Annotated in this window: 19 protein-coding genes and 3 pseudogenes; 15 read left to right on the top strand and 7 right to left on the bottom strand. The window is 67.5% G+C overall.

The window, feature by feature from the left end:
• Positions 1-44: 44 nt before the first annotated feature.
• Complete coding sequence (locus tag DEW08_RS20990) at positions 45-899, bottom strand: universal stress protein (RefSeq protein ID WP_109331008.1); 855 nt, start codon at positions 897-899, stop codon at positions 45-47.
• A 167-nt stretch (positions 900-1,066) separates the two neighbouring features.
• On the opposite strand from DEW08_RS20990, the gene DEW08_RS20985 reads away from it, so the two are divergent.
• From DEW08_RS20985 to DEW08_RS20970, 4 genes and pseudogenes are all read left to right on the top strand, one after another.
• The gene (locus DEW08_RS20985; protein ID WP_109331006.1) at positions 1,067-2,680 is read left to right on the top strand and encodes an MASE1 domain-containing protein; all 1,614 of its coding nucleotides are present in this window, start codon (positions 1,067-1,069) and stop codon (positions 2,678-2,680) included.
• The gene (locus DEW08_RS20980; RefSeq protein WP_109331004.1) at positions 2,670-3,290 is read left to right on the top strand and encodes a response regulator transcription factor; all 621 of its coding nucleotides are present in this window, start codon (positions 2,670-2,672) and stop codon (positions 3,288-3,290) included. Before DEW08_RS20985 ends, DEW08_RS20980 begins: the two co-directional genes overlap by 11 nt.
• 364 nt (positions 3,291-3,654) lie before the next feature.
• Positions 3,655-4,059: pseudogene (locus DEW08_RS20975) on the top strand (transposase); the annotation flags it as partial.
• A 430-nt stretch (positions 4,060-4,489) separates the two neighbouring features.
• The gene (locus DEW08_RS20970; RefSeq protein WP_109331001.1) at positions 4,490-4,783 is read left to right on the top strand and encodes a hypothetical protein; all 294 of its coding nucleotides are present in this window, start codon (positions 4,490-4,492) and stop codon (positions 4,781-4,783) included.
• A 130-nt stretch (positions 4,784-4,913) separates the two neighbouring features.
• On the opposite strand, the gene DEW08_RS20965 is transcribed toward DEW08_RS20970, so the two are convergent.
• The 3 genes from DEW08_RS20965 to DEW08_RS20955 form a co-directional block, all read right to left on the bottom strand.
• Positions 4,914-5,315 (bottom strand): type II toxin-antitoxin system HicB family antitoxin, encoded by a 402-nt coding sequence (locus DEW08_RS20965; protein ID WP_109330999.1) that lies wholly within the window; start codon positions 5,313-5,315, stop codon positions 4,914-4,916.
• A 60-nt stretch (positions 5,316-5,375) separates the two neighbouring features.
• Positions 5,376-5,564, bottom strand: coding sequence for a type II toxin-antitoxin system HicA family toxin (locus DEW08_RS20960; RefSeq protein WP_109331106.1), 189 nt, complete (start codon positions 5,562-5,564; stop codon positions 5,376-5,378).
• A gap of 589 nt (positions 5,565-6,153) precedes the next feature.
• The gene (locus tag DEW08_RS20955) at positions 6,154-6,471 is read right to left on the bottom strand and encodes a hypothetical protein (RefSeq protein WP_109330996.1); all 318 of its coding nucleotides are present in this window, start codon (positions 6,469-6,471) and stop codon (positions 6,154-6,156) included.
• A gap of 387 nt (positions 6,472-6,858) precedes the next feature.
• On the opposite strand from DEW08_RS20955, the gene DEW08_RS20950 reads away from it, so the two are divergent.
• Complete coding sequence (locus tag DEW08_RS20950) at positions 6,859-7,812, top strand: alpha/beta hydrolase (protein ID WP_211107305.1); 954 nt, start codon at positions 6,859-6,861, stop codon at positions 7,810-7,812.
• A 181-nt stretch (positions 7,813-7,993) separates the two neighbouring features.
• Here the strand turns inward: DEW08_RS20950 and DEW08_RS20945 are convergent, their stop codons facing one another.
• Complete coding sequence (locus tag DEW08_RS20945) at positions 7,994-10,969, bottom strand: Tn3 family transposase (RefSeq protein ID WP_109330994.1); 2,976 nt, start codon at positions 10,967-10,969, stop codon at positions 7,994-7,996.
• 95 nt (positions 10,970-11,064) lie between these two features.
• Here DEW08_RS20945 and DEW08_RS20940 point away from each other — a divergent pair, with 95 nt between their 5' ends.
• From DEW08_RS20940 to DEW08_RS33890, 5 genes are all read left to right on the top strand, one after another.
• Positions 11,065-11,703 (top strand): recombinase family protein, encoded by a 639-nt coding sequence (locus tag DEW08_RS20940; protein ID WP_109330992.1) that lies wholly within the window; start codon positions 11,065-11,067, stop codon positions 11,701-11,703.
• A 90-nt stretch (positions 11,704-11,793) separates the two neighbouring features.
• Positions 11,794-12,399, top strand: a complete 606-nt coding sequence (locus DEW08_RS20935) for a helix-turn-helix domain-containing protein (RefSeq protein WP_109330990.1) — start codon at positions 11,794-11,796, stop codon at positions 12,397-12,399.
• Between the two features lie 69 nt (positions 12,400-12,468).
• On the top strand, positions 12,469-13,101 hold the full coding sequence (locus DEW08_RS20930) for an HD domain-containing protein (RefSeq protein WP_109330988.1): 633 nt from the start codon (positions 12,469-12,471) through the stop codon (positions 13,099-13,101).
• Positions 13,098-14,063: a nucleoside hydrolase gene (locus DEW08_RS20925; RefSeq protein ID WP_109330986.1), complete on the top strand. Its 966-nt coding sequence runs from the start codon at positions 13,098-13,100 to the stop codon at positions 14,061-14,063. The genes DEW08_RS20930 and DEW08_RS20925 overlap by 4 nt, the downstream gene beginning before the upstream one ends.
• Before the next feature lie 2 nt (positions 14,064-14,065).
• Positions 14,066-14,383: a sensor histidine kinase gene (locus tag DEW08_RS33890; protein ID WP_425429130.1), complete on the top strand. Its 318-nt coding sequence runs from the start codon at positions 14,066-14,068 to the stop codon at positions 14,381-14,383.
• Positions 14,384-14,686: 303 nt separating this feature from the next.
• On the opposite strand, the gene DEW08_RS20915 is transcribed toward DEW08_RS33890, so the two are convergent.
• On the bottom strand, positions 14,687-15,631 hold the full coding sequence (locus tag DEW08_RS20915) for a LysR family transcriptional regulator (protein ID WP_109331102.1): 945 nt from the start codon (positions 15,629-15,631) through the stop codon (positions 14,687-14,689).
• A gap of 111 nt (positions 15,632-15,742) precedes the next feature.
• Between DEW08_RS20915 and wrbA the strand changes: the two genes are divergently transcribed.
• The 3 genes from wrbA to DEW08_RS20900 all read left to right on the top strand — a co-directional run bounded on the left by wrbA (position 15,743) and on the right by DEW08_RS20900 (position 18,298).
• Positions 15,743-16,378, top strand: coding sequence for an NAD(P)H:quinone oxidoreductase (gene wrbA / locus DEW08_RS20910; protein ID WP_109330982.1), 636 nt, complete (start codon positions 15,743-15,745; stop codon positions 16,376-16,378).
• Positions 16,379-16,381: 3 nt separating this feature from the next.
• On the top strand, positions 16,382-17,620 hold the full coding sequence (locus tag DEW08_RS20905) for an MFS transporter (RefSeq protein ID WP_109330980.1): 1,239 nt from the start codon (positions 16,382-16,384) through the stop codon (positions 17,618-17,620).
• A gap of 198 nt (positions 17,621-17,818) precedes the next feature.
• Positions 17,819-18,298: a MarR family winged helix-turn-helix transcriptional regulator gene (locus DEW08_RS20900; protein ID WP_109330978.1), complete on the top strand. Its 480-nt coding sequence runs from the start codon at positions 17,819-17,821 to the stop codon at positions 18,296-18,298.
• A 7-nt stretch (positions 18,299-18,305) separates the two neighbouring features.
• Here DEW08_RS20900 and DEW08_RS20895 read toward each other — a convergent pair whose 3' ends face one another.
• Entirely contained in the window at positions 18,306-18,716 is a 411-nt protein-coding gene (locus tag DEW08_RS20895) for an ester cyclase (protein ID WP_109330976.1), read from the bottom strand.
• 287 nt (positions 18,717-19,003) lie between these two features.
• Here DEW08_RS20895 and DEW08_RS20890 point away from each other — a divergent pair.
• Positions 19,004-21,962, top strand: a pseudogene (locus DEW08_RS20890) (Tn3 family transposase).
• Positions 21,963-22,190: 228 nt separating this feature from the next.
• Positions 22,191-22,370 (top strand): annotated as a pseudogene (locus tag DEW08_RS33300) (IS4/Tn5 family transposase DNA-binding protein); the annotation flags it as partial.
• Positions 22,371-23,052 lie beyond the last annotated feature (682 nt).

Genomic DNA, 23,052 nt, shown 5'->3' with positions numbered 1-23,052 from the left:
GCGGCCCGGACATCCGGGTGCATGCGAACGCATGGCCCTGCCCCTCATTGTTGATGATCGCCGACCGGATCGCCTGCCATCAGGACATCGCAGGGCATCTCCGCGAGCACGTCCTGGGTAACGCTGCCAAGGAGAGCGCGCATGAGGCCGTCGTGCCGCGCCGATCCCATCACCACCAGATCGTAGCGCCCGTGCCGCGCTGTCCGGACAATCTCCGGAACGGGGGGCCCGATCCGCACCTCGCGGGTGACGGCGGCATCGCCGAAAGCCACTCCCTTAAGGAGTGCGCCGAACTCCTCAGCGAACTCGTGAATGGATTCTCCGACCCCATGCAGCCCCACCGGAGAGCGGGTGGCCGACGGCAGGTCCAGAACATGCAGCAGATGGAGGCTGCCGCCGATCACCAGCCGGCACGCGACCTCCACCGCAGCGCGCGACCGTTCAGAGAAATCGACCGGAACCAGGGCACGGGCGTAGGGGCGGAGCGGCTTGTCGCGCACGATCAGCACGGGGGTTTCGTTGGCGACGGCGATTCGCTCGATGGTGGGCGCCAGGAACAGGTCCGCCAAGTGATCGCGCGCGTGGACGCCTGTCACGACCAGATCGGGCCGCCACAGCCCGGCATAGTCGGCGACCTGCGGCTCCACCGCAGCGCCCCGCACGGCGACCGCCCGCGTCGAGACACCGTCGCCACCCGGAACCGCGACCAGGTGGCGATGCAGTTCCGCCTCGATATGGTGGAGCGGCAAATGGGCGTACGGCCCCTCCCCGTCGTGGACGACGTGCAGGGCGGCCAACTCGGCACCGGACTGGCGGGCAAGCTGCACCGCGCGCTCCATCGCCCGATCCGATTTCGGTTCGAGGTCGGTGGCCAGCAGGATTCGTCGAAGGGTTGTCATAGCTGTACTCCCCGCCCCAAACGGGCGTGCTGTATTCGGGCTTTCCTGTCCGGGACATGATCGGAAACAGCCGCTGGCCCTGTCTATGCCGGCTAATACGGATTGCATCGCGCCCGGCCGTCCCTATCGTTACGGGCAGGCGCACGACATCGATCGGACGGGAGGACATGCCGAAGGATCTCCGCGGCCGCATGGTCCTCGTGCCGGCCTATCTGGCCGCTCACCTGGCCCTGGACTGGGTCAGCTTCATCCACGAGGTTGCGCCGCTCAACATCACCCCATGGAATCCCCCCGCCGGGCTGATGATGGGGATGCTGATCGTCGTCGGCGTACGCGCCGTGCCGCTGGTGTGGCTGGGGTTGATGGTGGCCGACCTGATGGTGCGCGACCTACCCGTCGCCCTGTGGGTGACGGCGGTGGCGAACGGCATCCTCGCTGCCGGCTACGGCGGGGCGGCCTGGGCGCTGCGTCGGCGGCTCGGCCTCGACCCCCGCCTTTCCAAATTGCGCGACATCGTGCTGCTGCTCGTCGGCGCGGCAGTGACGCCGCTGGCGGTGGGGACGGGGTACATCGCCCTCCACACGCTGGTCGGCCTGTTCCCCTGGTCGGGTTTCGCCTGGGCCCTTCTGCGGTACTGGGTTGGGGAGGTCATCGGCATCACCGTGCTGACGCCCGTCGTGCTGGTCGCCCTGCGCGGGACGGCGCCCCACGCGTCCTGGAAAGGGGCGGCCGAGCTGGCGGCGTACGGGCTGCTCATCGGCGTCACGCTGTGGTTGGATTTCGGACCGCTCGCCTCGGTCCAGTACGAACACTTCTACCTGCTGTTCCTGCCAGCGGTGGCGGTGGCTGTAAGGCACGGGCTGGCGGGGGCGGCGCTCGCCTCGGCCGCCACCCAGGCCGGGCTGATCGTCGCTATTCAGGCGACCGGGGTGGAGACCGCCAGGACCACCCATTTCCAGCTTCTCATGTTGACGCTGGCGGTCACCGCGCTGCTGCTGGGCGCCGTGGTCAGCGAGCGCCGCCGGGTCGAGGCGGCGATCCGCGAGCGCCAGTCGGACCTCGCCCGCGCGTCGCGCCTGACCGAGGCCGGCGAGATGGCCGCGGCCCTCGCGCACGAACTGAACCAGCCGCTGTCGGCTGCCATGAGCTACGCCCGTGCCGCCCGCAAGATCGCCAAGCTCGAGCAGGCATCGCCCCGCCTGAGCAAGATCCTCGACAAGACCGTGGCCCAGGCCGAGCGGGCCGACCGGGTGATCCGCAGCCTGCGCGACTTCGTGCGCAAGGGGCGCAGCGACCCCGCACCGCTGTCGGTCGGCGCGCTGGTCGCCGATTGCCTGGCGCTGGCCGCTCCTCTCGCCGGGCAGCATTCCGTGTCCATCCAGGCCGAGGTGGCGCCCGGCCTGCCCGCTGTTAGCGGCGACGCGGTGCAACTGCAGCAGGTGATCCTCAACCTCGTGCGCAACGCCGCGGAAGCGATGGACGCCCCCGATCCCCGCCGGCGCCGCATCGTCGTCTTCGCCCACCCCGCGGCCGAGGCGGGTTTCGTGGCGGTCGGCGTGCGCGACAGCGGGCCGGGGCTGGCCGGCGTCGTCGAGCGCAACCTGTTCGCGCCCTTCGTCACCACCAAGGCCACCGGCATGGGTCTAGGCCTGTCCATTGCCCGCAGCATCGTCGAGGGCCACGGCGGCACCCTGACCAGCGAGCGCCTGCCCCACGGCGAGACGGTGTTCCGCTTCACCATCCCCATCCACGGAGCCGGGGCCGATTCCGATGAATCCTGACGTTCCTGTCATCTTCATCGTCGACGACGACGAGGCCGTCCGCGACGCGCTGGCGCTGCACCTGGAGCTGGCCGGGCTGATCGTCCGCCCCTGCGCCTCGGCCGCCGAGTTCCTGGCCGCCGCCGATCCCGACCAGCCGGGCTGCGCTGTGATTGACATCCGCATGCCCGGCATGGACGGACTGACGCTGCAGCAGGAGATGATCCGACGCGGCTTGAGCCTTCCGGTGATCGTCATCACCGGGCATGGCGACGTTCCCGCCGCCGTCCGTGCCTTCCGGGCCGGCGCCGTGGACTTCCTGCAGAAGCCGTTCGATGAGGACCTGCTCATCGAGCGGGTGCGCGAAGCCTGCGAACGCGACCGGATAGAACGGCAGGCTGGCGTCGAGGCGGCGGAGATCCGTCACCGGATGACCCTGCTCACCCCGCGCGAGCGCGAGGTGATGGAGCTGGTCGCCCAAGGTCTCCCCAACAAGACCATCGCCCGCCAGTTGGACATCGGGATCCGTACGGTGGAGACCCACCGCGCCCGCGTATTGGAAAAGATGGGCATGAGCAACGCCTCCGAACTGGCCCGCGCGCTGACGAGGCTGGAGCAGGGAGGTGGCTGACACAGTCCGTATTCACCGCTATTTCACGGCGGCAGGGATATCCCCAAGCTATCGGAAACGTTGCCCACAATCGAGCGCGCCTGGACGAAGCATCGGTTGACGGACACAGCTGGTCTGACCCACCACCAAGGGCGGGCGATGTGGTTTAACGAATGCGGTGGCCGCAAGGATTGGGGTGTGCGCCGGAGAGCCGGCCCAAAGAAACCCAGCGGCGCCTTACAACCGGTGCAAGATGTGGCACCCCGTCCGAATGAGGCGTCCGCACCGGTTTTGAAAACGCCAAATGAGAGGCCCCAGGCACCGTGTTGCACGGATATGGGCGATGTCGTAGGCGGAGGCCTCACTGCCCCACTGGTCTGCTGCCATGCCGCATAAAGCGAACGCCGGTCGCCGTCACCACATCCCAAGGCCGAAGCGGCGCGTTCTCAACTGGGCCGAGTACGATGCCGCCCTGCGCCAGCGCGGCAGCCTGACGGTTTGGGTCACTGACGAGGCCATCGCACAGTGGAAGGCGGCGCCGCGAACCACGCCGGGTGGACAGCCCAGCTACTCCGACCTCGCGATTACGACGGCCCTGATGCTCCGCGCCGTCTTCCGTTTGGCGCTGCGCCAGACCGAAGGCTTGATCGGCTCCGTCCTTCGGCTTCTCGGGCTGGATCTGCCGGTACCCGACCACTCCACCATCGCCCGGCGCGCCAGGACGGTAACGCCACCGCAAGCCCAACGGTCGATCGGCGGGCCCGTCCACCTGCTGGTGGACAGCACCGGGGCCACTCCATAGGACGGACGGGATTATACGCTAAGCAGCAGGTCGTTGAATTTTCTCGTCTTCTGGCCAGAACCCAATGGATCCAAAAAAAACGGGCATCATCGATTCAACGGAACTGGATCTGCGTGAAATCCAGGATTTCTGCGGCTTTCAGGGATATTCCAGGGATCTCTCATTGATCCCTCATGCCCTATGTTTCGGATTTGTCTCCTTACCGTAGTTTCTCGTCCGTCCTATGGCGTCACCCCGTGTGTGCGCCTCTTCCTGATGACGCCAGGGCGGGGGAGGTCTGGGGCATAGCGCCGACCGGGCCGGCGGCCCGGCAACAAGCGGCACTGCGGCTGTTGGAGCTGCTGCCCGATCAGACGCCGCAGGAGCGAGCCCAGCTCGCGCATCTCGCCGGCACCGCTGGTCTGACCGCGATGGAGCCATGACCTTGCCGCCTGTGCGCGTAACCCTGCCCCCGGACGCCCCCGCAGAGCTGACCAAGGTGCTGCTGGCAGCCGGTCTGCGGCCATCCCCCTCTGCCCTGGAGTGGAGCGGCGATCTGCTGGATGAGCTGGCTGATGAGCTGGCGCGGGTGCTCGAGCGGCTTGGCGCCGTCGTGGCGTCCGCGGCCGCGCCATCAGTCCGCCACCCGCTCGATCCAGGCCCAGCCGACGCAGCGTTCGAAATCGCCCAGCCAGTGCGCCCCATCCGGGAACGCATGCAAGGTCGGGTGTAGCACCACGGCCAGCCAGGGCACTCCCGGCATCGGCGGCACGGGGCGGGCTACCGGGCCGGCGTTGCCCAGCGCGTGTATTGGGTGGCTTACGGCATAGTGCGCGCCTAATCGTTGGAGGCGAGTGGTGCTGTTACTGCCGAGCCTGGGCGAGCTCGCGCCGGGCGGCGGCGGCGAGGAAGCCGGATCGCGAGGTGTCGCGGCGGCGGGCCTCGGCGTCGATCGCCGCGAGCAATCCCTCCTCGAGCGTGACGTTGATCCGCACCGCCTTGCCCGGCAGCTCGGCACGGACCAGCAGGCGGCCGGCCTCCGCGACCTCGGGATCGGCCGCGGCGGCGTCGAGGTCGGACGGAGCGGGGATGGGGTCGCCGTCCTCGACGATGCCGGCGAAGTGGAGGGCGAGGGCGGCCTCGGCGTTGGCGACCAGCTCGGCTTTGCTGGCGCCGAAGGCGATGCAGCCCGGCACGTCCGGGAAGGATCCGTGCAGGCCATCGGCGGTGCGCTCGAGGATCAGCGGATAGTAGGCGGCAACCATGGGGACCTCTGGTGCATGTCTGGGGGAGGGGGCCCGCCCCTGGCGGGGCGGGGTAGGACCTTACCGAAGCTTCACACCGGACTGTCGTTCGATCGACTTGAGGGTTCCGGGTGGGAGGTCTCGGACCGGGCTGGGGACTGTGACGCGGCCTGTCTTGCTGGGGTGTTTGAACTGCTTGTGGGAGCCTGTCTGGGCGACTTCGCGCCATCCGTCGGCTTGGAGGAGGGCGATCACCTCCCGGCTGCTCATCGTCGTTTTGCCCATTCCTCCGCTCCGTGGTTTATATGTGTATATATACACACTAACGCGGAGCGCGTCAATCGAGAGAGTGTGCGCAAGTGTGTATAAAGTGCGGTGTGGCCAGCGACGCTGCGGCCATCCGCCGAACCATGGGAAATTTCCCGTAGCGCGGAAAAAAACCAAAGGGGATGCAAAGGGGATTGAGGGGGGTGGGGCGGGCCAGTTACAGTGGCGCCCAGGCCCGTTACGGTGACGGGCTGGATCTCGCAGGAGGTATCGACATGCACGATGTCGAGCTGATCCATGCGATCCTGGGGGTGGTGCTGGCGCTTGCGCATCTGGCGCATGTCGTTCTGCACTGAGCCCTGAGACGCCGAAGCCCCCGCCGGCTGGTACCCGGCGGGGGCTTTGTCTTTGGCGGCCCCGCGTGGGGGCATCGACATGCACGATGGACGGATTAAGCCGCAGAACGCTTACGAGCGCAAGAAAAGTCTTCGTCTAACATAAGTCGCAGAGACGGCAGGCCCCGTCCTTTTGGTAGCGGCGCCAGGAGCCACAGCCGCGGCTTTTTTCCGCAACGATGCTAGTGACGGGCCGGTCATTGGGTCAGCGCCTCGCGCGTGAGCACCTCCACGTCGTTGGCCGAGGCGGCGCCGAGCAGCGCGCGCAAGCCCGCCTGCACCGCAGCGACACCAGCAGCGCGGCCTCTGTCGTAGCCACGCTTCTCACCAGCCGCGTGGCCGCTCAGGTAGCAGCGCACGCCCTCCAGGCTCACCACCCCATCGATGACATGCGCAGGCGCGTCGCCGTCGTCGTCTTCCCACAGCAGGGTCTTCATATCGCGGTATTCGATGAAGTAGTTCCCCATCTGCGGCAGATCGTAAAACGGTTTTACGCGCGTATAAGTGCCTTCCATGTGAGCCCCCTCGCGTTAAGATAGCTTAAATCTACTATACGTAGATTTTTGGCGCAAGAGAGGTTTTCTCTCTTGCGTCGATTTTCTCGCCGCCTCATTGTCTCAGCCATGAAAGATGCACCTTGGCAGAGCCGCGCCCGAGCGGCTGGTCTGACGCAACGTCAAATCGCCGCCCTTGCACGCCGGGATGAAAACTCCATTGGGAGAGCACTGGCCGGAGAGCGGAAAAGCTCCAGCGCAGCCGGGCCGTATGTTGCCATCATCCTGGCGTGGGAGTTGATGACGGCCGAGCAGCGGGCTGAGTGGTTGCGTCGCTGTGCGGAAGGAGATTGAGCCGGCGCAATGGGGGGCCGAGTAGCAGCGGAACAGAGCGACGGGAGCGCGGGCATGATGACCAGACGCCTCGTTTTCGCCGCCGCGGTGGCGGCCAGCCTCGGGAGGCCGGAGATGGCGCTGGCGTGGACCGAACGGGAAGTTGCAGCCGGGACAGGACCCAAGGCACTACAGGGAACCCTGGTGGTGCCCAATGGCGTGACCCCGGTGCCGGGCGTGCTGATCCTGGCCGGCTCGGGTCCGGTTGACCGCGACGGCAACCTGCCTGGTGCACGAAACGAGAGCCTCAAGTTGCTCGCGTACGGGCTGGCCGAGCGGGGCGTTGCGTCGTTACGCGCCGACAAGCGCGGCATCGGTGCGAGCCGGGCGGCTGGGTGGCAGGAAGAGGAGTTGCGCTTCAACAGCTACGTCGCCGACGCCATCGCCTGGCTGGCTGTGCTGCGCGGGGAGCCGCGCATCGCGCGCGTGTCCCTGCTCGGCCACAGCGAAGGCGCGCTGTTGGCAACGCTCGCCGCTCAGCGGACAGAGGTGGCCGGGCTGGTCCTGGTCGCGGGCGCGGGCGAGCCGGCCGGCCGCGTGATCGAGCGACAGCTCGCAGCCACCGGCGTACCAGAGGCGTTGCAGGATGCCTCGCGCCGGATAATCGCCGCCCTGAAAGCGGGCCGGACGGTGTCGGACGTTCCGGCGGAACTGGCGCCGCTGTTCCGCCCCAGCGTGCAGCCATATCTCGCCTCGTGGCTGTCGCTTGACCCAGCCGCGGAACTGGCCCAGGTACGGACGCCCGTGCTGATCGTCCAGGGCACGACCGACCTGCAGATAGGTATGGACGACGCCCGGCGCCTCGCGGCGGCGCGGCCCGGGGCAGAGCTATTCCTCATCGAGGGCATGAACCACGTTCTTAAGCGGGCGCCACCCGACCGCGCGGCAAACTTGACGACCTACGCTGATCCCAGCCTGCCGCTCGCGCCGGAGTTGGTGGCGACAATCGGGGCATTCTTGGACCGGTGATGCCCTGGTGCGCCACTCCCCAGGCGCGTTGTCGGTCCGTGCCGTGATACAGGCGGCGAAGCGAAGATTCGGCCGGAAGGCATTAAGCCGCCGGGGGAAGCCGGAGTTCATTCAAACGTCGAACAATGGCAATGTTCCCGGTTTGTCCGGTTATATACGCTAAGGGGACAAAGCCGGAACATCATGCGGCCAGGAGTTCGGCCGGGGCGCGCAACGGGCGATAGCCGCTCGTGCCCGCGATCTGGTCCGCACCCCAGAGATAGTCGCCGGTCAGGTTGATGTGCTGCCACCCAAGCGGTGCCAGGTGGCCCAGCAACTTGTCCGGGATGCGCTCGCCGCCGGCGCGCAAGGCGTCCATGGCCCGCCCCATGTAGACGGTGTTCCAGAGGATGATGGCGGCGACGACCAGGTTGAGGCCGCCGGCCCTGTGCTGCTGGTTCTCCGGCGTGCGGTCGCGGATGCGCCCGAGGCGGTGGAAGCACACGGCGCGGGCGAGGCCGTTGCGGGACTCCCCCTTGTTCAACTCCGCCGTGGCCTGGCGGCGGAGTGCCGGGTCCTGGAGCCACTCCAAGGTGAACAGCGTCCGCTCAATGCGGCCCACCTCCCGCAACGCCAACGCCAGCCCGTTCTGCCGCGGGTAGGAGCCGAGCCGTTTCAGCACCAGCGAGGCGGGCACGGTCCCGGTGCGGACCGAGGTGGCCAGCCGCAGCAGGTCATCCCAGTGCGCCCGGACCAGGGCCTCGTCGACCCGGCCGGCGATGAAGGGGGCGAGCGTCGGCCAGGCCGCCGCCGGCCCCATGGTGTAGAGCCTGCGGTCATGCAGGTTCGGGATGCGCGGGGCGAAGCGGAACCCCAGGAAATGGCAAAGCGCGAAGACGTGGTCAGAGACCCCGCCCCCGTCGACATGGTGGACAGCGGTGCCGGCTTCCGTGCCATGGTAGAGCAGGCCGTCGATGACGTGGGCCGCCTCGCCCTCCGCCACCGAGATCGCTTTGGTGTGGTAGGGGGCGTAGCGGTCGGAGACATGGGTGTAGAAGGAGAGCGCCGGGCCCGAGCCCTTGTGCGGGTTGACGGCCCCGGTCACCTCGCCCCGCCCGCCGAGCGGGAAGTGCTGGCCATCGGAACTGGAGGCCGTCCCGGCGCCGAAGTGGGCCGCCAGGGGCTGCGCCTGCTGCGCCGCCACGATCCTGGCCAGGGCCCGGCCATAGGCGTCCTCGCTGACGTGCCACCCCGCCGTCCAGGCCAGTTGCCTGTAGCTGGCGACGCTGCACGCCTCGGCCATGCGCGTCAGGCCGAGGTTTGTCGCGTCGGCCAGCACGGCGGTCAGGACCACGCGGCGATCCCCGGCCGGCAAGCCGGTGCGCAAGTGGGTGAAGCAGTCGGCGGCGCCGGTCCAGGCGTCGACCTCGTCGAGGAGGTCGGTGACCCGCACCCGCGGCAGCCGCGCGTAGACCCGGTCGGCGAGGCGCTCCGCCTCCTCCGGCGTCGCCGCCTGCAGCGGTGAGACCCTGAGGGTGTCGCCGCTGAGCCTCACGTCCACGAGCCGGTCCTGGGCGGCCTTCTCGCAGACCTCCCGCAGCCGCGTTTCCAGCAGGTCCGCGCGGTCCCGGAGGTAGCGTGCCGCGTCGTCGGGCACGGCCACCGGCAGCGGGCCGGCCGCCCGCATCTCGGAGAACAGCGGCACCGGGATGAGCTGGTCCTCCACCGCCCGGTACTGCCGGCTGCCGGCCACCCAGACGTCGCCGGCTCGCAGCCGGTCCCGCAGTTCCGCGAAGAGGCAGAGCTCGTAGGCTTGGCCGTCGATGGCGCCGTCGCGGAAGACCGCGGCCCGCCACCCCCGCCGGATGAAGCCGGTCGGGATGTCCTTCGGCAGGGCCCGCCGGCTGCCGGCATAGAAGGCGCGCAGCGCCGCGACCGCACGGAGCAGCCCGGCCACAGCGGCGACGCCCTGGAACACGAAGGCGTCCAGGAACAGCGGGCCGACCCGGCGCAGCAGGGCGTGGTTCGCCGCGGCGAGGGCGAGGTAGTCCGGGCCGTCCCCCCTGGTGAGCCCCTTGGCCTCCCCCACGACCTCGGCCAACCGGTCCCAGGGGATCACCGTGCCGACCGCGGCGAAGGCGTCGGCCCCGGTTTCCCTGGCCTCGATCAGCGCGTCGCCGAGCCTGGCCAGCAGACGCACCTTGTCGTTTAGGGACCGGGCGTTGGCCTGCAGGTCGGCGGAGGCGCGCCGCTCCGCCCGCCGGAACATCCGACCGACCAGCCTGTCGAAGAGGCCGATGCCCTCGTCGGTGAGGCGGGCCATCGTGTCGAGCACCGTCACCGCCAGGGTGGCATGACGGCGGGACGGGCCGAGGGCGCGGAGGTGCTGGGCGGTCAGGCGGCTCCCCTCGCGGGCGAGCTGCCGGACGCGGTCGGCGTGGACGCCGTCGGTCGCCGTGGGGGCGACCCCCACCTGGCGGAGGAGCCGGAGCTGGTCGACCAGGCGCGCCATGGAGCGGTGGCCGGGCGCGCCGGGCGGCTGGCGGGCCCAGGCCAGGGAGCTGACCGCGGTGCCTTGGTGGTTGTCCAGCAGCGCGTCCAGCGCGGCGCGCTGGCCAGGGGACAGGGCGCCGCCCAGCTTGGCGGCGGCGTGGCGCTCGGCCTGCAGGAGGGCGGTGGCCACCATGCGCTCGACGGTGGTGGGCCCCGGGGCGGCGACGCGCCGCCGCCGCAGCTCCGCCATCAGCGCCTCGGCGACGGTAGCGGCGCTGACCGTCGCCAGGGCGACCGGCACCAGCCACGCCGAGAGCTCCCGGTGGTCGGGCCGGGAGAAGGTGCGGAATCCGAAGGCCTCGTGCAGCGCGTCCAGCTGGTCGTAGCGGGTCGGCGCGCGGGCCGCGTAGTCGGCGAGGGCCCCCGGGTCGATGTCCAGCTGCCCCGCCAGGAACGCGACGACCGCCGACGGGACCAGCTCGCCGGGCCGGACCAGGCGGCCCGGATAGCGCAGGGCACAGAGCTGGAGGGCGAAGCCGAGGCGGTTGTGCGGCCGGCGGCGCGTGGCGATGGCCGCCAGGTCGCCGGGGCCGAGGGTGTAGTGGCGGATGAGGTCGGCCTCGCTGGTGGGCAGGGCGAACAGGGCGGTGGTCTGGGCGTCGGTGAGGACGCGGCGGCGCGGCATGGCGGGGCTGTCCCGGTTGGAGTAATGTCTGGTTTGTACGGCGGCGACCCTAGGCCGGTCGCGGCTCCGGGGGCCACCGCGCGAGGGGGGGTCAATTGGGACAGCGCGTCGCCGTCTACTGCCGGGTCTCCACCGCCGACCAGTCCTGCGAGCGCCAGGAGCGCGACCTGATGGCCTTCGCCGGGCGGGCCGGCCACGAGGTGGTCGGGGTGTTCAGGGAGACCGGCTCCGGTGCCAGGCACGACCGCGCCGAGCGCCGGAAGGTCATGGCCCTGGCCCAGGCCCGGCACATCGATGCCGTGCTGGTGACCGAGCTGTCCCGCTGGGGACGCAGCACCCTGGACCTGCTGGGCACGCTCCGGGAGCTGGAGTCGTGGCGGGTGTCGGTGGTGGCGCTGAACGGCATGGCCTTCGACCTCTCCAGCGCCACCGGCCGCATGATGGCCACCGTGCTGTCCGGCATCGCCGAGTTTGAGCGCGACCTGCTGCGGGAGCGGGTGCGCTCAGGGCTGGCGGCCGCGCGGGCCCGCGGGAAGGTGCTCGGCCGGCAGCCCGGGCAACGGCCGAAATCTGACCGCCTCGCCCCGAAGGTGCTGGCGCTGGTCGCCCAAGGACGCAGCTACCGTCTGGTGGGAAGGGAACTTGGGCTCAGCAAGAACACCGTTGCCGACATCGTGAAACGGGCGCGGGAAAGGATGGCCGCGAATCCCGGAGGAATGCGTGTCCTCCCCTGACCCTCCGGCTCCCCGGGCTGCGTGGACATACCGGCCGCAACTGTGTTTCCCTTGCTTTCAGGTCAGAGACGACGTGCATCAGGGAATGCGATGAGGGCGCCACACGATCCGCCCGGTGACCCCACCGGCGCCGCTGTCACCACACGTCTGCCCAACCTCGGGGCACGCCTCCGGCGCCTCCGCCGCCTCCGCGGGATCAAGCAGGGCGTGTTCGCCGCGGTCGCGCGCGTGACGCAGGCCACGGTGTCGCGGTGGGAGCGGGGCGAGATCGAGCCCGGCCCGGAGGCGGTCGAGCGATTGCTCGCCTTCCTCGGCGACGGTGCCGGCTGCCCACCCGATGGCGCCTTGCGCCGCCTCGTGGAATCCAGCTTGCTGCCGACACACCTGATCGCGGACCACGACCACCGCCTGCTGGCGGCCTCCACGGCGCGCGAGCGGGAGTGGGGGAGGGCCGCCTCCGACCTCGCCGGCCTGCCGCTGTGGCGCTTCGCCACCGGTGAGATCCAGGCCGCGGAGGAGCGGCTGGAGGGGCTTGGCTGGTGGGACGAGCCGAGCCCGGGGCCGGTCGAGCTGGCCACGGGCAGGGGCGACCGCGGGCTCCGCATAGAGCCCGGCCTCATGGTCTGGGAACGGCTTTACCTGGCGGACGGCACGCCGGTCCGGCTCTGCACCACCGTCCCCGGCGTCAGCGCATAACTTATGCGCTGACGCCGCGCGGCCGGCCGGGCACCCTGGCGCCCTAGCCATAGGGACGGGGGTGGGCGCATGGCGCCGCTGGACCAGTTGCCGGGCCTGGATGGCCGGCTCGCACGCCAACTCGGCTTCCTGATGGAGGCGGACCGCCTCAAGGGCGTGCTCCGCGGCAGCCGCATCGCCGACGGGTCCCGGCGCGAGAACACGGCCGAGCACTCCTGGCACCTGGCGCTGTTCGCCCTGGTCCTGCGGGAATGGGCCGTCGGCGACGTGGACGTCTGGCGCGTCGTCCAGATGCTTCTCCTGCACGACCTCGTCGAGGTGGAGTGCGGGGACACGCCGCTGTTCGACGCGGACGCTGCCGACACCCAAGCCGGGCTGGAGGAGGCCGCGGCCGACATCGTCTTCGGCCACCTGCCCTCGGACCAGGCCGGCGCGCTGCGGGCGCTCTGGGCCGAGTTCGAGGAAGCACGGACGCCGGACGCCAAGTTCGCGAAGGCGCTCGACCGGCTCCAGCCCATCCTCCTCAACCACGCCGTGGGCGGCGGGACCTGGGCTGACTACGCGGTCGACGAGGGCCGGGAGCGTGCGCTGACGGGCCGTATCGCCGACGGCGCACCCGCTTTGTGGGGGGTCGCGCAGGCGGTGTTCGCCGATGCCGTCGCGCGCGGCTGGCTCCGCCCGGTGCCGGGGACTATGCCATGAGGCCCCCGCCCAGGCGGCTGGTCATCGATACGGACCCCGGCGTGGACGACGCGCTGGCCATCCTCCTCGCGCTCGCCTCCCCGGAGGTCGAGGTGGTCGGCCTGACCACCGTGTTCGGCAACGCGTCCGTCGAGCTGACAACCCGCAACGCGCGGGCCGTGCTGGCGGCGGCCGGCCGCACGGACGTCCCCGTTGCAACCGGTGCCGCCGCACCTTTGGCCGGGGCGTACGCGGGGCCGGTCCCCCAGGTCCATGGCGCTGACGGGCTGGGGGACGGTGGCCTGGGCTTCCCCCAAGAACCCGCACTGGCGAGCACCGTGGCAGCCGCCGAGTTCCTGTGGCGGTCCGCCCAAGGACACCCTGGCGAGCTGACGATCCTGGCGCTGGGGCCGCTGACGAACCTCGCGCTCGCGCTCCGGCTCCACCCGGACCTGCCCAGGCACGTGGCCGGGGTCGTCATCATGGGCGGGAACGCGCTTGTACCGGGCAACGCGAACCCGTGCGCCGAGGCCAACATGCTGGGCGACCCCGAGGCCGGCGACGTCGTGCTGGGCGCGCCCTGGCCCGTCACGATGGTCGGGCTCGACGTGACGCACAAGGCGGTCCTCCCCGGTGCCGCCATCGCGCGGGTCACGGCGCCCGACCGGCCCGCCAACCGCCTCCTGGCGGCGGCCCTCCCGCACTACCGCAACTTCTTCGAACGGACGAACGGCATCGACGGCATCTACCTGCACGACCCGAGCGCCGTCGCCTACGTCGTGGCCCCCCACCTCTTCACCACGGCCGGGTGGCCGGTGCGGGTCGAGACCCAAGGCATGTCGCGGGGCAAGACATGGCCATGCCTGGGTGACACCGACGACCCGGCGCCTGCTGCCTGGCAAGGCCGACCCACCGTGCGCGTCGCGGTCGGGGTCGAAGGGGACCAGGTCGCGGCACTCGTCGAAGACCGCCTGTCGGCATAGCGGTGGGCCAACTTGCCAGCCGATCAACACCAACGACCCCGGAGGCGTCGACCCACAGCGATGTTCCGGCTTTGTCCCCTAAGCGTATATCCGCGCCCGTTCTATGGCGTGCCCCCAATGGGGGGCAGCCCATCCCGCCCGAGCAGATCGACAAGCTCTTCCTGCCCTTCAAGCGGGGCGAGGCGAGGGCTGGGAGCCGGGGGCTGGGCCTGGGGCTCTACATCGCGTCTCAGATCGCCCAAGCCCATGACGGCAGGATAGATGTGCGCTCTGACGCGAATGACACCTGCTTCAGGTTCAAAATGCCACTGAAAGGCTAGAGCGTATTCTGATCACTCCTCCTAGATGAGGAGCGATTGGAGTCCCATAAAGCGCAAAGCACGGAATTCGCAACAATTCCGATCATACTCGATGTCTGCAGAGTCAGCATTGTCCACTGATCCCCCGACTCATCCACCGAACTGGGACAAGATCAACCTGCCTGCCACAGAGGTCTCATCGCCACTGCGCTGGGACGGGCGGGCCATACCATAAAGGGGACACGCGGGCGAACAGCACTCCCCTGCCAAGCCGTGAGATTATCCACTTTCAGCGCTGTGGATCGGTCGGCTTCAGACCCGCGCCTATTCGCGCGAGGGGGGAGTTGCTCGGCTGAGCTCCTTATGAGCATGGCGGCGCAGCGCCGTACGAAAGGCGCAGGCAGCAGGGCCAAACGGGGTGTCGTTCCGATGTGCCAAGAATGCGTCTACAACGGCCTCGCCGTCGCGCCCAAGTGCCGAAGCCCGCACTCGCACCAGGTGCCCTTCGGCAAGATCGCGTTCCACCGCCCACCGCGGTAGCCGCCCCCAACCGGCGCCCGCCAGGATCAGCGCCTGTTTGGTGTCCTGACCGCTGACCCGCCAGGTACCGGGCGACAGCACGCCGAAGTCGCGCCCCTCCGACAGAGGGGTCGGATCCGCCTGCACGATCTGCAGGTGGTCAGTCAGCTCCGTCGCTGTAACTTCGTCTCCAGTGCGGCTCCGCGCCGCCAGGGGGTGTGCCGCTGCGACCACAGCGACGAACGACAGCGACGACAGCGCCTCCAGTTCGATTCGCGGATCACGCAGATCGCCGCCAACGACGATCCCGACTGTGGCCTTCCCTTCGTACAGCGCGGCGAACGGTACGCCAAGCGGCCCGACGATTACTTCGACGCCGACCGCAGGGTAAGCGTCATGCAGCTCTTTCAAGGCGGCGCTGACCGCGGCTAGTGGAAACAAGCAATCCACCGCGATCGACAGCGAAAGTTCAACGCCTTCGCACATGCCGCGCGCCCGTGCCCGCAGGGAATCAACCTTCAACAGGATGGCACGCGCGTCGGCTAGTAATGCCCGCCCGCCCGGCGTGAGCACCGGTCGGTGGCCCGATCGGTCGAAAAGGGTAAGTCCGAGCTCAGCCTCCAGATTGGCCACCGCGTGGCTCACCGCTGATTGAACGCGCGACAGGCGGACAGCCGCGGCACGGAAGCTCCCGGCTTCCACCACCGTGACGAAGATGCGCATTTGGTCGAGCGTGAGTGCGTCCAGCATGATCAATCATATCGATTAAACTCAGCAATCTTTTCACAGTTCCGCGCATCATGTCGAGATGGCATCTATGGCTTCCCACCACTGAATGAAACGATTAGGTGAGGAAGGTTCATGAGCAGGATCCTCGTTCTGTACTATTCCTCTTACGGCCACATTGGGGCTATGGCCGCTGCGATCGCCGAGGGCGCCCGGGAAGCCGGCGCCGAGGTCGTGGTGAAGCGGGTTCCGGAACTGGTACCAGAGGCGGTCGCTCAGGCGGCAGGATACGCGCCCGACCCAACGCCGGTCGCCACGGTGAATGAACTGCCGGACTACGACGCGATCATCTTCGGCACGCCGACGCGCTTCGGAAACATGGCGTCGCAGATGAAAAACTTTCTGGACCAGACCGGCGGCCTATGGTTCCAGGACAAGCTCGTCGGGAAGATCGGCAGCGTGTTCACCTCGACCGGCAGCCAGCACGGCGGACAGGAGTCTACGATCCTGTCGATGCATATCGTGCTGCTGCATCTGGGCATGCTGGTTGTTGGGCTGCCGTACACCTTCAAGGGCCAAATGCGCATGGACGAGGTGACCGGCGGGTCGCCCTACGGCGCCTCGACGCTCGCCGACGATGGCCACGGCGGCGATCGCCGGCCAAGCGCCAACGAACTTGATGGCGCCCGCTTTCAGGGGCGCCACGTGGCCGCACTCGCCATCGCGTTGGCACATGGCCGCGAGCGACTGCGCACACCGTCCGGGGGGTAAGCGATGGACGCTCTCCACACGCGGAATGGCGCTCGCTGGCCGAGTATCCTGTTGATCGTGGGGGCGGGCGTGGTTTCGGCCTGCCAAGTCGGCAAGGTGCCCGCCGCGCTCGCCGACATCCAGGCCCACCTCGCACTCGACCTCGGCACCGCGTCCTGGCTGCTCTCCGCGTTCGCCGTCGTCGGCGCGTTCACGGGCATCACCATCGGCGTGGCGGTGGATCACGTCGGCGCCCGGTTCATGGCGCTCGGCGGACTCCTCCTGCAGGGCGGAGGCAGCGCCATCGGCGCCCTGGCGAATGATGCGCCGCTACTCCTGGCCATGCGCGCAGTCGAGGGGGTCGGGTTCCTGGCGGTGAGTGTAGCGGCACCGACCTTGATTATCGCGGTCGCGCGATCCAGCGACCACAGTCGGGCTATGGCCATGTGGGGCACCTTCATGCCGATTGGCATGTCCGCGGTATTGGTTGCAGCGCCACTGCTGGACGCCTTGGGATGGCGCGGCTTCTGGCTGGTGAACGCAGCCCTGCTGATTGGCTATGCTGCTCTGCTGGTGCCGGCAACGCGTGGCATTCCAGCTCGCATGGTTCCCGTGCGGAGCATCGCTCGTGTTGTTCGGCTGACACTGTCCGCTAGCGGGCCATGGCTCCTTGCCGGGCTATTCGCCTTCTTCGCGGCGGCCTACTTCGCGGTGTTTGCGTTTCTACCGGCAATCCTATCCGAACGGTTGTCCGTGGACACCTGGATGGGCAGTCTGCTCGCCGGGGTTGCGGTATCGGTCAATGCGCTCGGCAATCTTGCCTGCGGTGCTCTGTTGTCGAGAGGTGTGGCTCACCGCACGATCCTACTGCTCGGCTTTGGAGCAATGGCCATATGCAGCATTGGCGTCTTGAGTGGCGCGTTGTCCGGCGCTCTTGTCTATACCGCCAGCATCGTCTTCTCCGCTCTTGCCGGGCTGATTCCGGTGGCGCTGATCCACTCCGCGCCACGGATGGCGCCCTGCCCCGAGCTGATCGGGGCGACCATCGGTTTCCTGATGCAAGGGAACAACGTCGGGCTCGTCTTCGGCCCGGCTGCAGCGGGTGCACTGGCGGTGGCCCATGGCTGGCCGACAGTGTCCCTCCTGGTTGTCAGCCTCGCCGCTGCCGCCAGCCTACTCGCAATCTCGCTGCATCTGCAGCAATGCAAAGCTAGGACACGGCCTAGTTCGGTGAGGCACCCGGCTCCGGTAGATGAACTGTAGCCAGAGCGTACGGTTCCACATTGCCTTCGGCTGGCGTAGCCGGCTTGCTTCCAGATGCGCCCCCTCAGGATAAAGCCGTTGTCACGGAGTTACGTTCGCTTTGGGTCAGGAACTCTCGCTCCCGGGCGGTAGCTTTGCGCCGGGAGCGGTCATAACGGCCGATCCTGTTTCACGTCCGTTGCGCCCGGGTGATTGGGAATGTACAACGCATCTCCGCAAGGACAGAGAAAGCAATTGATTAACGACAAAACCCTCTCCGAAGAAGATGCCACTGCGCTAGCACTTGCAGAAAGGCTGCGCGACACTATCAGTCGATTCGTACGCAGCGTGAGGAATGAGACAGATACGCCAACGACATCTCAGTCTGAAACCCTGTTTCTTCTTGAAAAACGCGGTCCGCTGAGTGTCGCCGAACTAGCGAACTGCCGTAATGTCCGACATCAAAGTATGCGACTGGTGACCGCTCAGCTTGAAACCGAGGGCTTGGTTTGCAGATTGCCCAATCCAGCGGACGGGCGCAGCCAACTTCTATCGATCACCGAGAAAGGGCGAGAGGGATTGTCTCGCTCCCGCGAAGCCCGGACATCGAAGATCGCCGCTCTGATAGAGGAACGTCTGTCCGAAGAGGATAGACAGACACTTGAAGCCGCAATTCCCATTATCGAACGGCTTTGCTAGGCCGAAATCACGACTTCGATAGTGCAGCAAGAACATTCGACAGAGTGTTCACGCTCCAATGTTCAGCATATTTGCCGTCCTGAACACGCACGATATCGATAACGTCGATGGCCACGTCACGTCCTGTCGCAGGAATTCCGGCCAGTGTACCGGTGTGAACGCCGCTGATTGTCTTGCGGGTGGTGACCTTGTCACCCTCGGCGATCTGATCATGGATTATCACCCTCAAGCCCGACAGGGCGGGCCGAAGAATGTTCTGGAAGGTGTTCCACATGCTTTCCGGACCGTTAGGCATGCCCTGGGGGGCGACGTGATTGATGAAGTCCGGCGCCATCATTGCGTTGAATGCGGCTTCATTGCCGTTCTGAATGACCTCTATGTTGAAGCGGCGAACCAACTCCTTATTGTCAATCGTCATGCTCGGCCTCTCAAGAACGGTTACCGTCTGTACAGTCTGACTGTATATCCGGTAACCGTTCCGACGCCCTATTGCAAGCGTTCTCGAAGGCCAAAAACACCTGAAACTGCCGGCCCTGATGACCGCTTCGGGTCAACAGCGGAAGGTCGTTGACCTTGTCCGCCAAAGGGTGGCAAAGCGGACAGTCGGGCAGCGTGGCTCCGTGACAAGCGGTCCTGCGTTCGTTCATAACCCTCCCCCGTCATGTGCCAGCCTCGGGGCTGGCGCCGGCTGGAGAGGGAGATGGCGTGCCGCGACATCGTTTGTTGCCCGACACGGAGTTACGGCAGCTTCTTGGTATTCCCGCGGATCGGGATGCTCTGGCGCGTCGCTTCACGCTCACCCCGTCGGATCAGGATCTCGTTCTGACACGGCGGGGCGCGGCCAACCGGCTGGGCTTTGCCGTGCAACTGGCGCTGCTTCGGCATTCCGGCCGCGCGCTTGCCCAGATCGAGGAACCGCTCGACGCTCTGATCGCCTGGATTGCCACCCAGATCCATGTGCCGGCGCACCTGTTCACCGATTATGCGCGCCGACCCCAGACGATGACCGATCATGCCCGGCAACTCGCCGCCATGCTCGGGTTGCGGCCATCGACCAATCTCGATCTTCCCTTCATGATCGAAGCGGCCGCCCAGGCCGCCTGGACCACGAACAGACCGGAACCGATCGTCACAGCCATCGTCTCCGCCCTCCGCTCCCAAAACTTCATCCTGCCGGCATTGCCGGTGATCGAGCGCACCGGCGCCGCTGGGCGCGCCCGGGCCCGCAAGCGGGCGGTGGATGCTCTGCTTGCCGGCCTCACCGACGAGCAACTGGCCGAACTCGACCGTCTGCCGGTGGTCGATCCTGACCTCGGCGGGGCTCCTCTTTCCTGGTTGAAGGCGATGCCGAGCGCGCCGAAAGCCGGACATGTCCGTGACCTGCTCGACAAGCTTCAGGTCGTCCGCGCCATTGGGATCGCATCCGATATCGGCACTCGCATTCCCGAAGTCCGGTTCCGCCAGTTCGTCCGGGAAGGTCAGGCATCGCCCGCCTATCTGCTCGGCCGCTACACCGCTCAACGGCGGCGAGCAACCCTGGTTGCCGTGCTGTTCGATCTGGAATCCCGATTGATCGACGCCGTGCTCGACATGGCCGACCGGCTGATCGGTGGCGCCTTCACACGGGGCAAGCACTCCAAGGAAAAGACCTACGCCGCGACCACACGCGATGTCGGCCGCCTGATGCGGCTGTTCCATGACACCATCGAGGCGCTCGCCGTAGCCCAGGACAGCGACCGTGATGCTTTTGCCGTCGTCGACGAGAGCGTCGGCTGGGCGAAGCTGTTGCGTGCCCGCCCCGAAGTGGCCAGCCTTGCCGATTTAGCGGAGGAGAATCCCCTTGTCCGTGCCGCCGACCGCTACATCACGATCCGGAAGTTCCTCCCGGCTCTTCTCGAAGCTCTCACCTTCAAGGCAGCGAGGGACAACGACCCGCTGCTCGCAGCGGTCGCGTTGCTGCGCGATCTCAACCAGTCCGGAAAGCGCGACGTACCGGCGGACGCACCGATGCCTTTCCGCAAGGAGTGGCGACGGCTGGTCGTCGATGGCGGGAAACCCAATCGCCGGCTTTACGAGATGGCGGTGGTCGCCACTCTGCGCAACAAACTCCGCTCCGGCGATGTCTGGGTCGAACGCTCCTCCAACTATCGTCGCTTCGACAGTTATCTGCTGCCGACCATGGCCGTCCCGCCGGTCCTGTCGGAGTTGGGGTTGCCTGACACGGCCGATGCCTGGATAGCAATGCGCGGTCAGGAACTCGATGACCGGCTGAAGCGCTTCGCTCTGCGGCTACGGCGCAGCCAACTTGATGGGGTCGAACTCCGAGACGATCGGTTGCACATCACGCCGCTGAGGGCGACGACGCCTGTGGAGGCGACTGTCCTGGCCGGCCGCCTCGACACTTTGCTGCCGCGCGTGCGCATCACCGAACTGCTGCATGAGGTCAACCGCGCGACGGGCTTCGCGGCGGCGTTCACGAACCTGCGCACCGGCGAGCCCTGCGCCAACGAGAACGCGCTGCTCGCCGCCATCCTCGCCGACGGCACCAATCTGGGCTTGGCACGCATGGCGGACGCCAGCCAAGGCGTGACCCGCGACCAGCTGGTGTGGACCGCCGATGCCTACATCCGTCCCGAAACCTACCGGGCAGCCCTGGCCCGGATCATCGAGGCGCAGCACCGCTTGCCGATCGCCGCTCTGTGGGGGAGTGGAACGACGTCCTCATCGGACGGACAATTCTTCCGCTCGGGAAAACGGGGGAACGTCGCCGGCGAAGTAAACGCCCGCTATGGCGTTGACCCCGGCTTCAGCTTCTACACTCATGTCTCCGACCAGCATGGCCCCTACCATGTCCAGGTCATTTCGGCCGCGACCCACGAGGCGCCTTATGTGCTTGATGGGCTGCTCCACCACGGCACCAACTTGAAGATCGACACCCACTACGTGGACACCGGAGGCGTGTCCGACCATGTCTTCATTCTCTGCTCACTGCTCGGTTTCCGCTTTTGTCCCCGGCTGCGTGACTTCCCCGACCGGAAGCTGGCCAGCATCGAGTCTCTCCGGGTCCTACAAGGCCCTGCTGCCGCTTCTCGGACGGCGGATCAAGGTGGAGGTCATCCGCGAGCATTGGGATGAGGTCGTGCGCCTGGTCGCATCCCTGAAGAGCGGCTCGGTCGCGCCATCCACCATGCTGAAGAAGTTGGCGGCTTATGAGCGGCAGAATCAGCTCGACCTTGCTCTCCAGGAGCTTGGCCGGATCGAACGCACTCTGTTCATGCTCGACTGGTTGGAGAGCCCGGAACTGAGGCGGCGATGCCACGCCGGTCTCAACAAGGGAGAACAGCGTCATGCCCTGGCCCAGGCGATCTGTACCTTCAAGCAAGGCCGGATTGCCGATCGCGGCACGGAGACTCAGGAATACCGGGCCTCGGGGCTGAACCTGCTGATCGCCGCCATCGTCTATTGGAACTCCACCTATATGGCCGATGCCATCGCGCACCTTCGTGCGAAGGGAGAGGCGATACCTGATAAACTGCTTGCCCACACGTCTCCGGTCGGCTGGGAACACATCGGCCTGTCGGGCGATTTCCTGTGGGAACGGGCGGCGTCCACACCGGCCGGCCGGCGCCCGCTCAACCTTGAGCGCCAACGTCGGGCTGCCTGACCACCATGTTCTCAGATCGTTCTGCCTTAGCGTTGTTTAGCTGACACCTATCGCGCTGCCCTCCATAGGGACAGGCCCCATGATTCAGCTTCCCAGGGCCGTCACAAGGCGGCACTCGGCGGCTGTTAATTACCCACATCGTCGAAGGTCGTGCAGTAGACGGCGCGGTGGTCTTGGCCGTGTCGAGCCTCCGGCTGTTGGCATCGGAAAGAGGTGCTGGAGGTACCGATGGCCGATGCGTCAAGAACCTGGATCGACGATGAACTTGCCAGTTGCCAGTTGCTGGACCAGCGCCTGAACCGGCGGCTCCACGGATTGCTCGGGCAACTGGCGGATAACATGGGAGAGAGCATTCCCTTTGCCTGCCAGGACTGGGCCAACACCAAGGCGGCCTACCGGTTCTTCGCCAACAGCCGTGTCGGCGAGGGCGACATCCTGGGGGGCCACGTCGAAGCAACGCGCCGTCGGGTTGCCGCCACGCGCGGCACCATCCTGGTCATCCAGGACACCACCGAGTTCTCCTTCGAGCGCGAGCGTCCCGACCGGGTCGGCTGGACCTACAAAGGCAACGGCAGCAATGAGCGGCAGGGGGGCGTGCGCCCGTACACCGCCTGCGGGCTGCTGATGCACTCCAGCCTGGTGGTCACAACGGACGGGCTGCCGCTTGGCCTGGGTGCGGTCAAATTCTGGACCCGCAAGAAATTCAAAGGAACCGCCGCCCTCAAAAGGCACATCAATCCGACGCGGGTCCCGATCGATGGGAAGGAAAGTGTCCGCTGGCTGGACAACATGCGGCGGACGGCCGAGCTGTTCGGGGATCCGGCCCGCTGCGTCTACATCGGCGATGAGATCGATCGTGAGAACGATATTTACGAGTTCTTCTGTCTCGCGCGGGATCTCGGAACCCACTTCCTGGTTCGGACGTGTGTCGACCGGCTCGCGGGTGACGGCACCACGACGGTCGCCCGCTTGATGGACGAGGTGGCGGTGGGCGGTCGGCACCGCATCGAGGTCCGGGACGCCGGCGGGCGAACCGAAACCGCGGAAGTCGAACTCACCTACGCCACCCTGCACGTCCGGCCACCGATCG

This window comes from Azospirillum thermophilum, from assembly GCF_003130795.1.
GTDB classification, from domain to species: domain Bacteria; phylum Pseudomonadota; class Alphaproteobacteria; order Azospirillales; family Azospirillaceae; genus Azospirillum; species Azospirillum thermophilum.
The sequence above is the reverse complement of the archived record's forward strand: the minus strand, read 5'-3'. Positions and strand labels throughout refer to the sequence as shown.

Coding starts and splice junctions, on each gene's coding strand:
- DEW08_RS20990 (WP_109331008.1), bottom strand. CDS start 899: ATGACAACCCTTCGACGAATCCTGCTGGCCACCGACCTCGAACCGAAA.
- DEW08_RS20985 (WP_109331006.1), top strand. CDS start 1,067: ATGCCGAAGGATCTCCGCGGCCGCATGGTCCTCGTGCCGGCCTATCTG.
- DEW08_RS20980 (WP_109331004.1), top strand. CDS start 2,670: ATGAATCCTGACGTTCCTGTCATCTTCATCGTCGACGACGACGAGGCC.
- DEW08_RS20970 (WP_109331001.1), top strand. CDS start 4,490: ATGACCTTGCCGCCTGTGCGCGTAACCCTGCCCCCGGACGCCCCCGCA.
- DEW08_RS20965 (WP_109330999.1), bottom strand. CDS start 5,315: ATGGTTGCCGCCTACTATCCGCTGATCCTCGAGCGCACCGCCGATGGC.
- DEW08_RS20960 (WP_109331106.1), bottom strand. CDS start 5,564: ATGAGCAGCCGGGAGGTGATCGCCCTCCTCCAAGCCGACGGATGGCGC.
- DEW08_RS20955 (WP_109330996.1), bottom strand. CDS start 6,471: ATGGAAGGCACTTATACGCGCGTAAAACCGTTTTACGATCTGCCGCAG.
- DEW08_RS20950 (WP_211107305.1), top strand. CDS start 6,859: ATGATGACCAGACGCCTCGTTTTCGCCGCCGCGGTGGCGGCCAGCCTC.
- DEW08_RS20945 (WP_109330994.1), bottom strand. CDS start 10,969: ATGCCGCGCCGCCGCGTCCTCACCGACGCCCAGACCACCGCCCTGTTC.
- DEW08_RS20935 (WP_109330990.1), top strand. CDS start 11,794: ATGAGGGCGCCACACGATCCGCCCGGTGACCCCACCGGCGCCGCTGTC.
- DEW08_RS20930 (WP_109330988.1), top strand. CDS start 12,469: ATGGCGCCGCTGGACCAGTTGCCGGGCCTGGATGGCCGGCTCGCACGC.
- DEW08_RS20925 (WP_109330986.1), top strand. CDS start 13,098: ATGAGGCCCCCGCCCAGGCGGCTGGTCATCGATACGGACCCCGGCGTG.
- DEW08_RS20915 (WP_109331102.1), bottom strand. CDS start 15,631: ATGCTGGACGCACTCACGCTCGACCAAATGCGCATCTTCGTCACGGTG.
- wrbA (WP_109330982.1), top strand. CDS start 15,743: ATGAGCAGGATCCTCGTTCTGTACTATTCCTCTTACGGCCACATTGGG.
- DEW08_RS20905 (WP_109330980.1), top strand. CDS start 16,382: ATGGACGCTCTCCACACGCGGAATGGCGCTCGCTGGCCGAGTATCCTG.
- DEW08_RS20900 (WP_109330978.1), top strand. CDS start 17,819: ATGTACAACGCATCTCCGCAAGGACAGAGAAAGCAATTGATTAACGAC.
- DEW08_RS20895 (WP_109330976.1), bottom strand. CDS start 18,716: ATGACGATTGACAATAAGGAGTTGGTTCGCCGCTTCAACATAGAGGTC.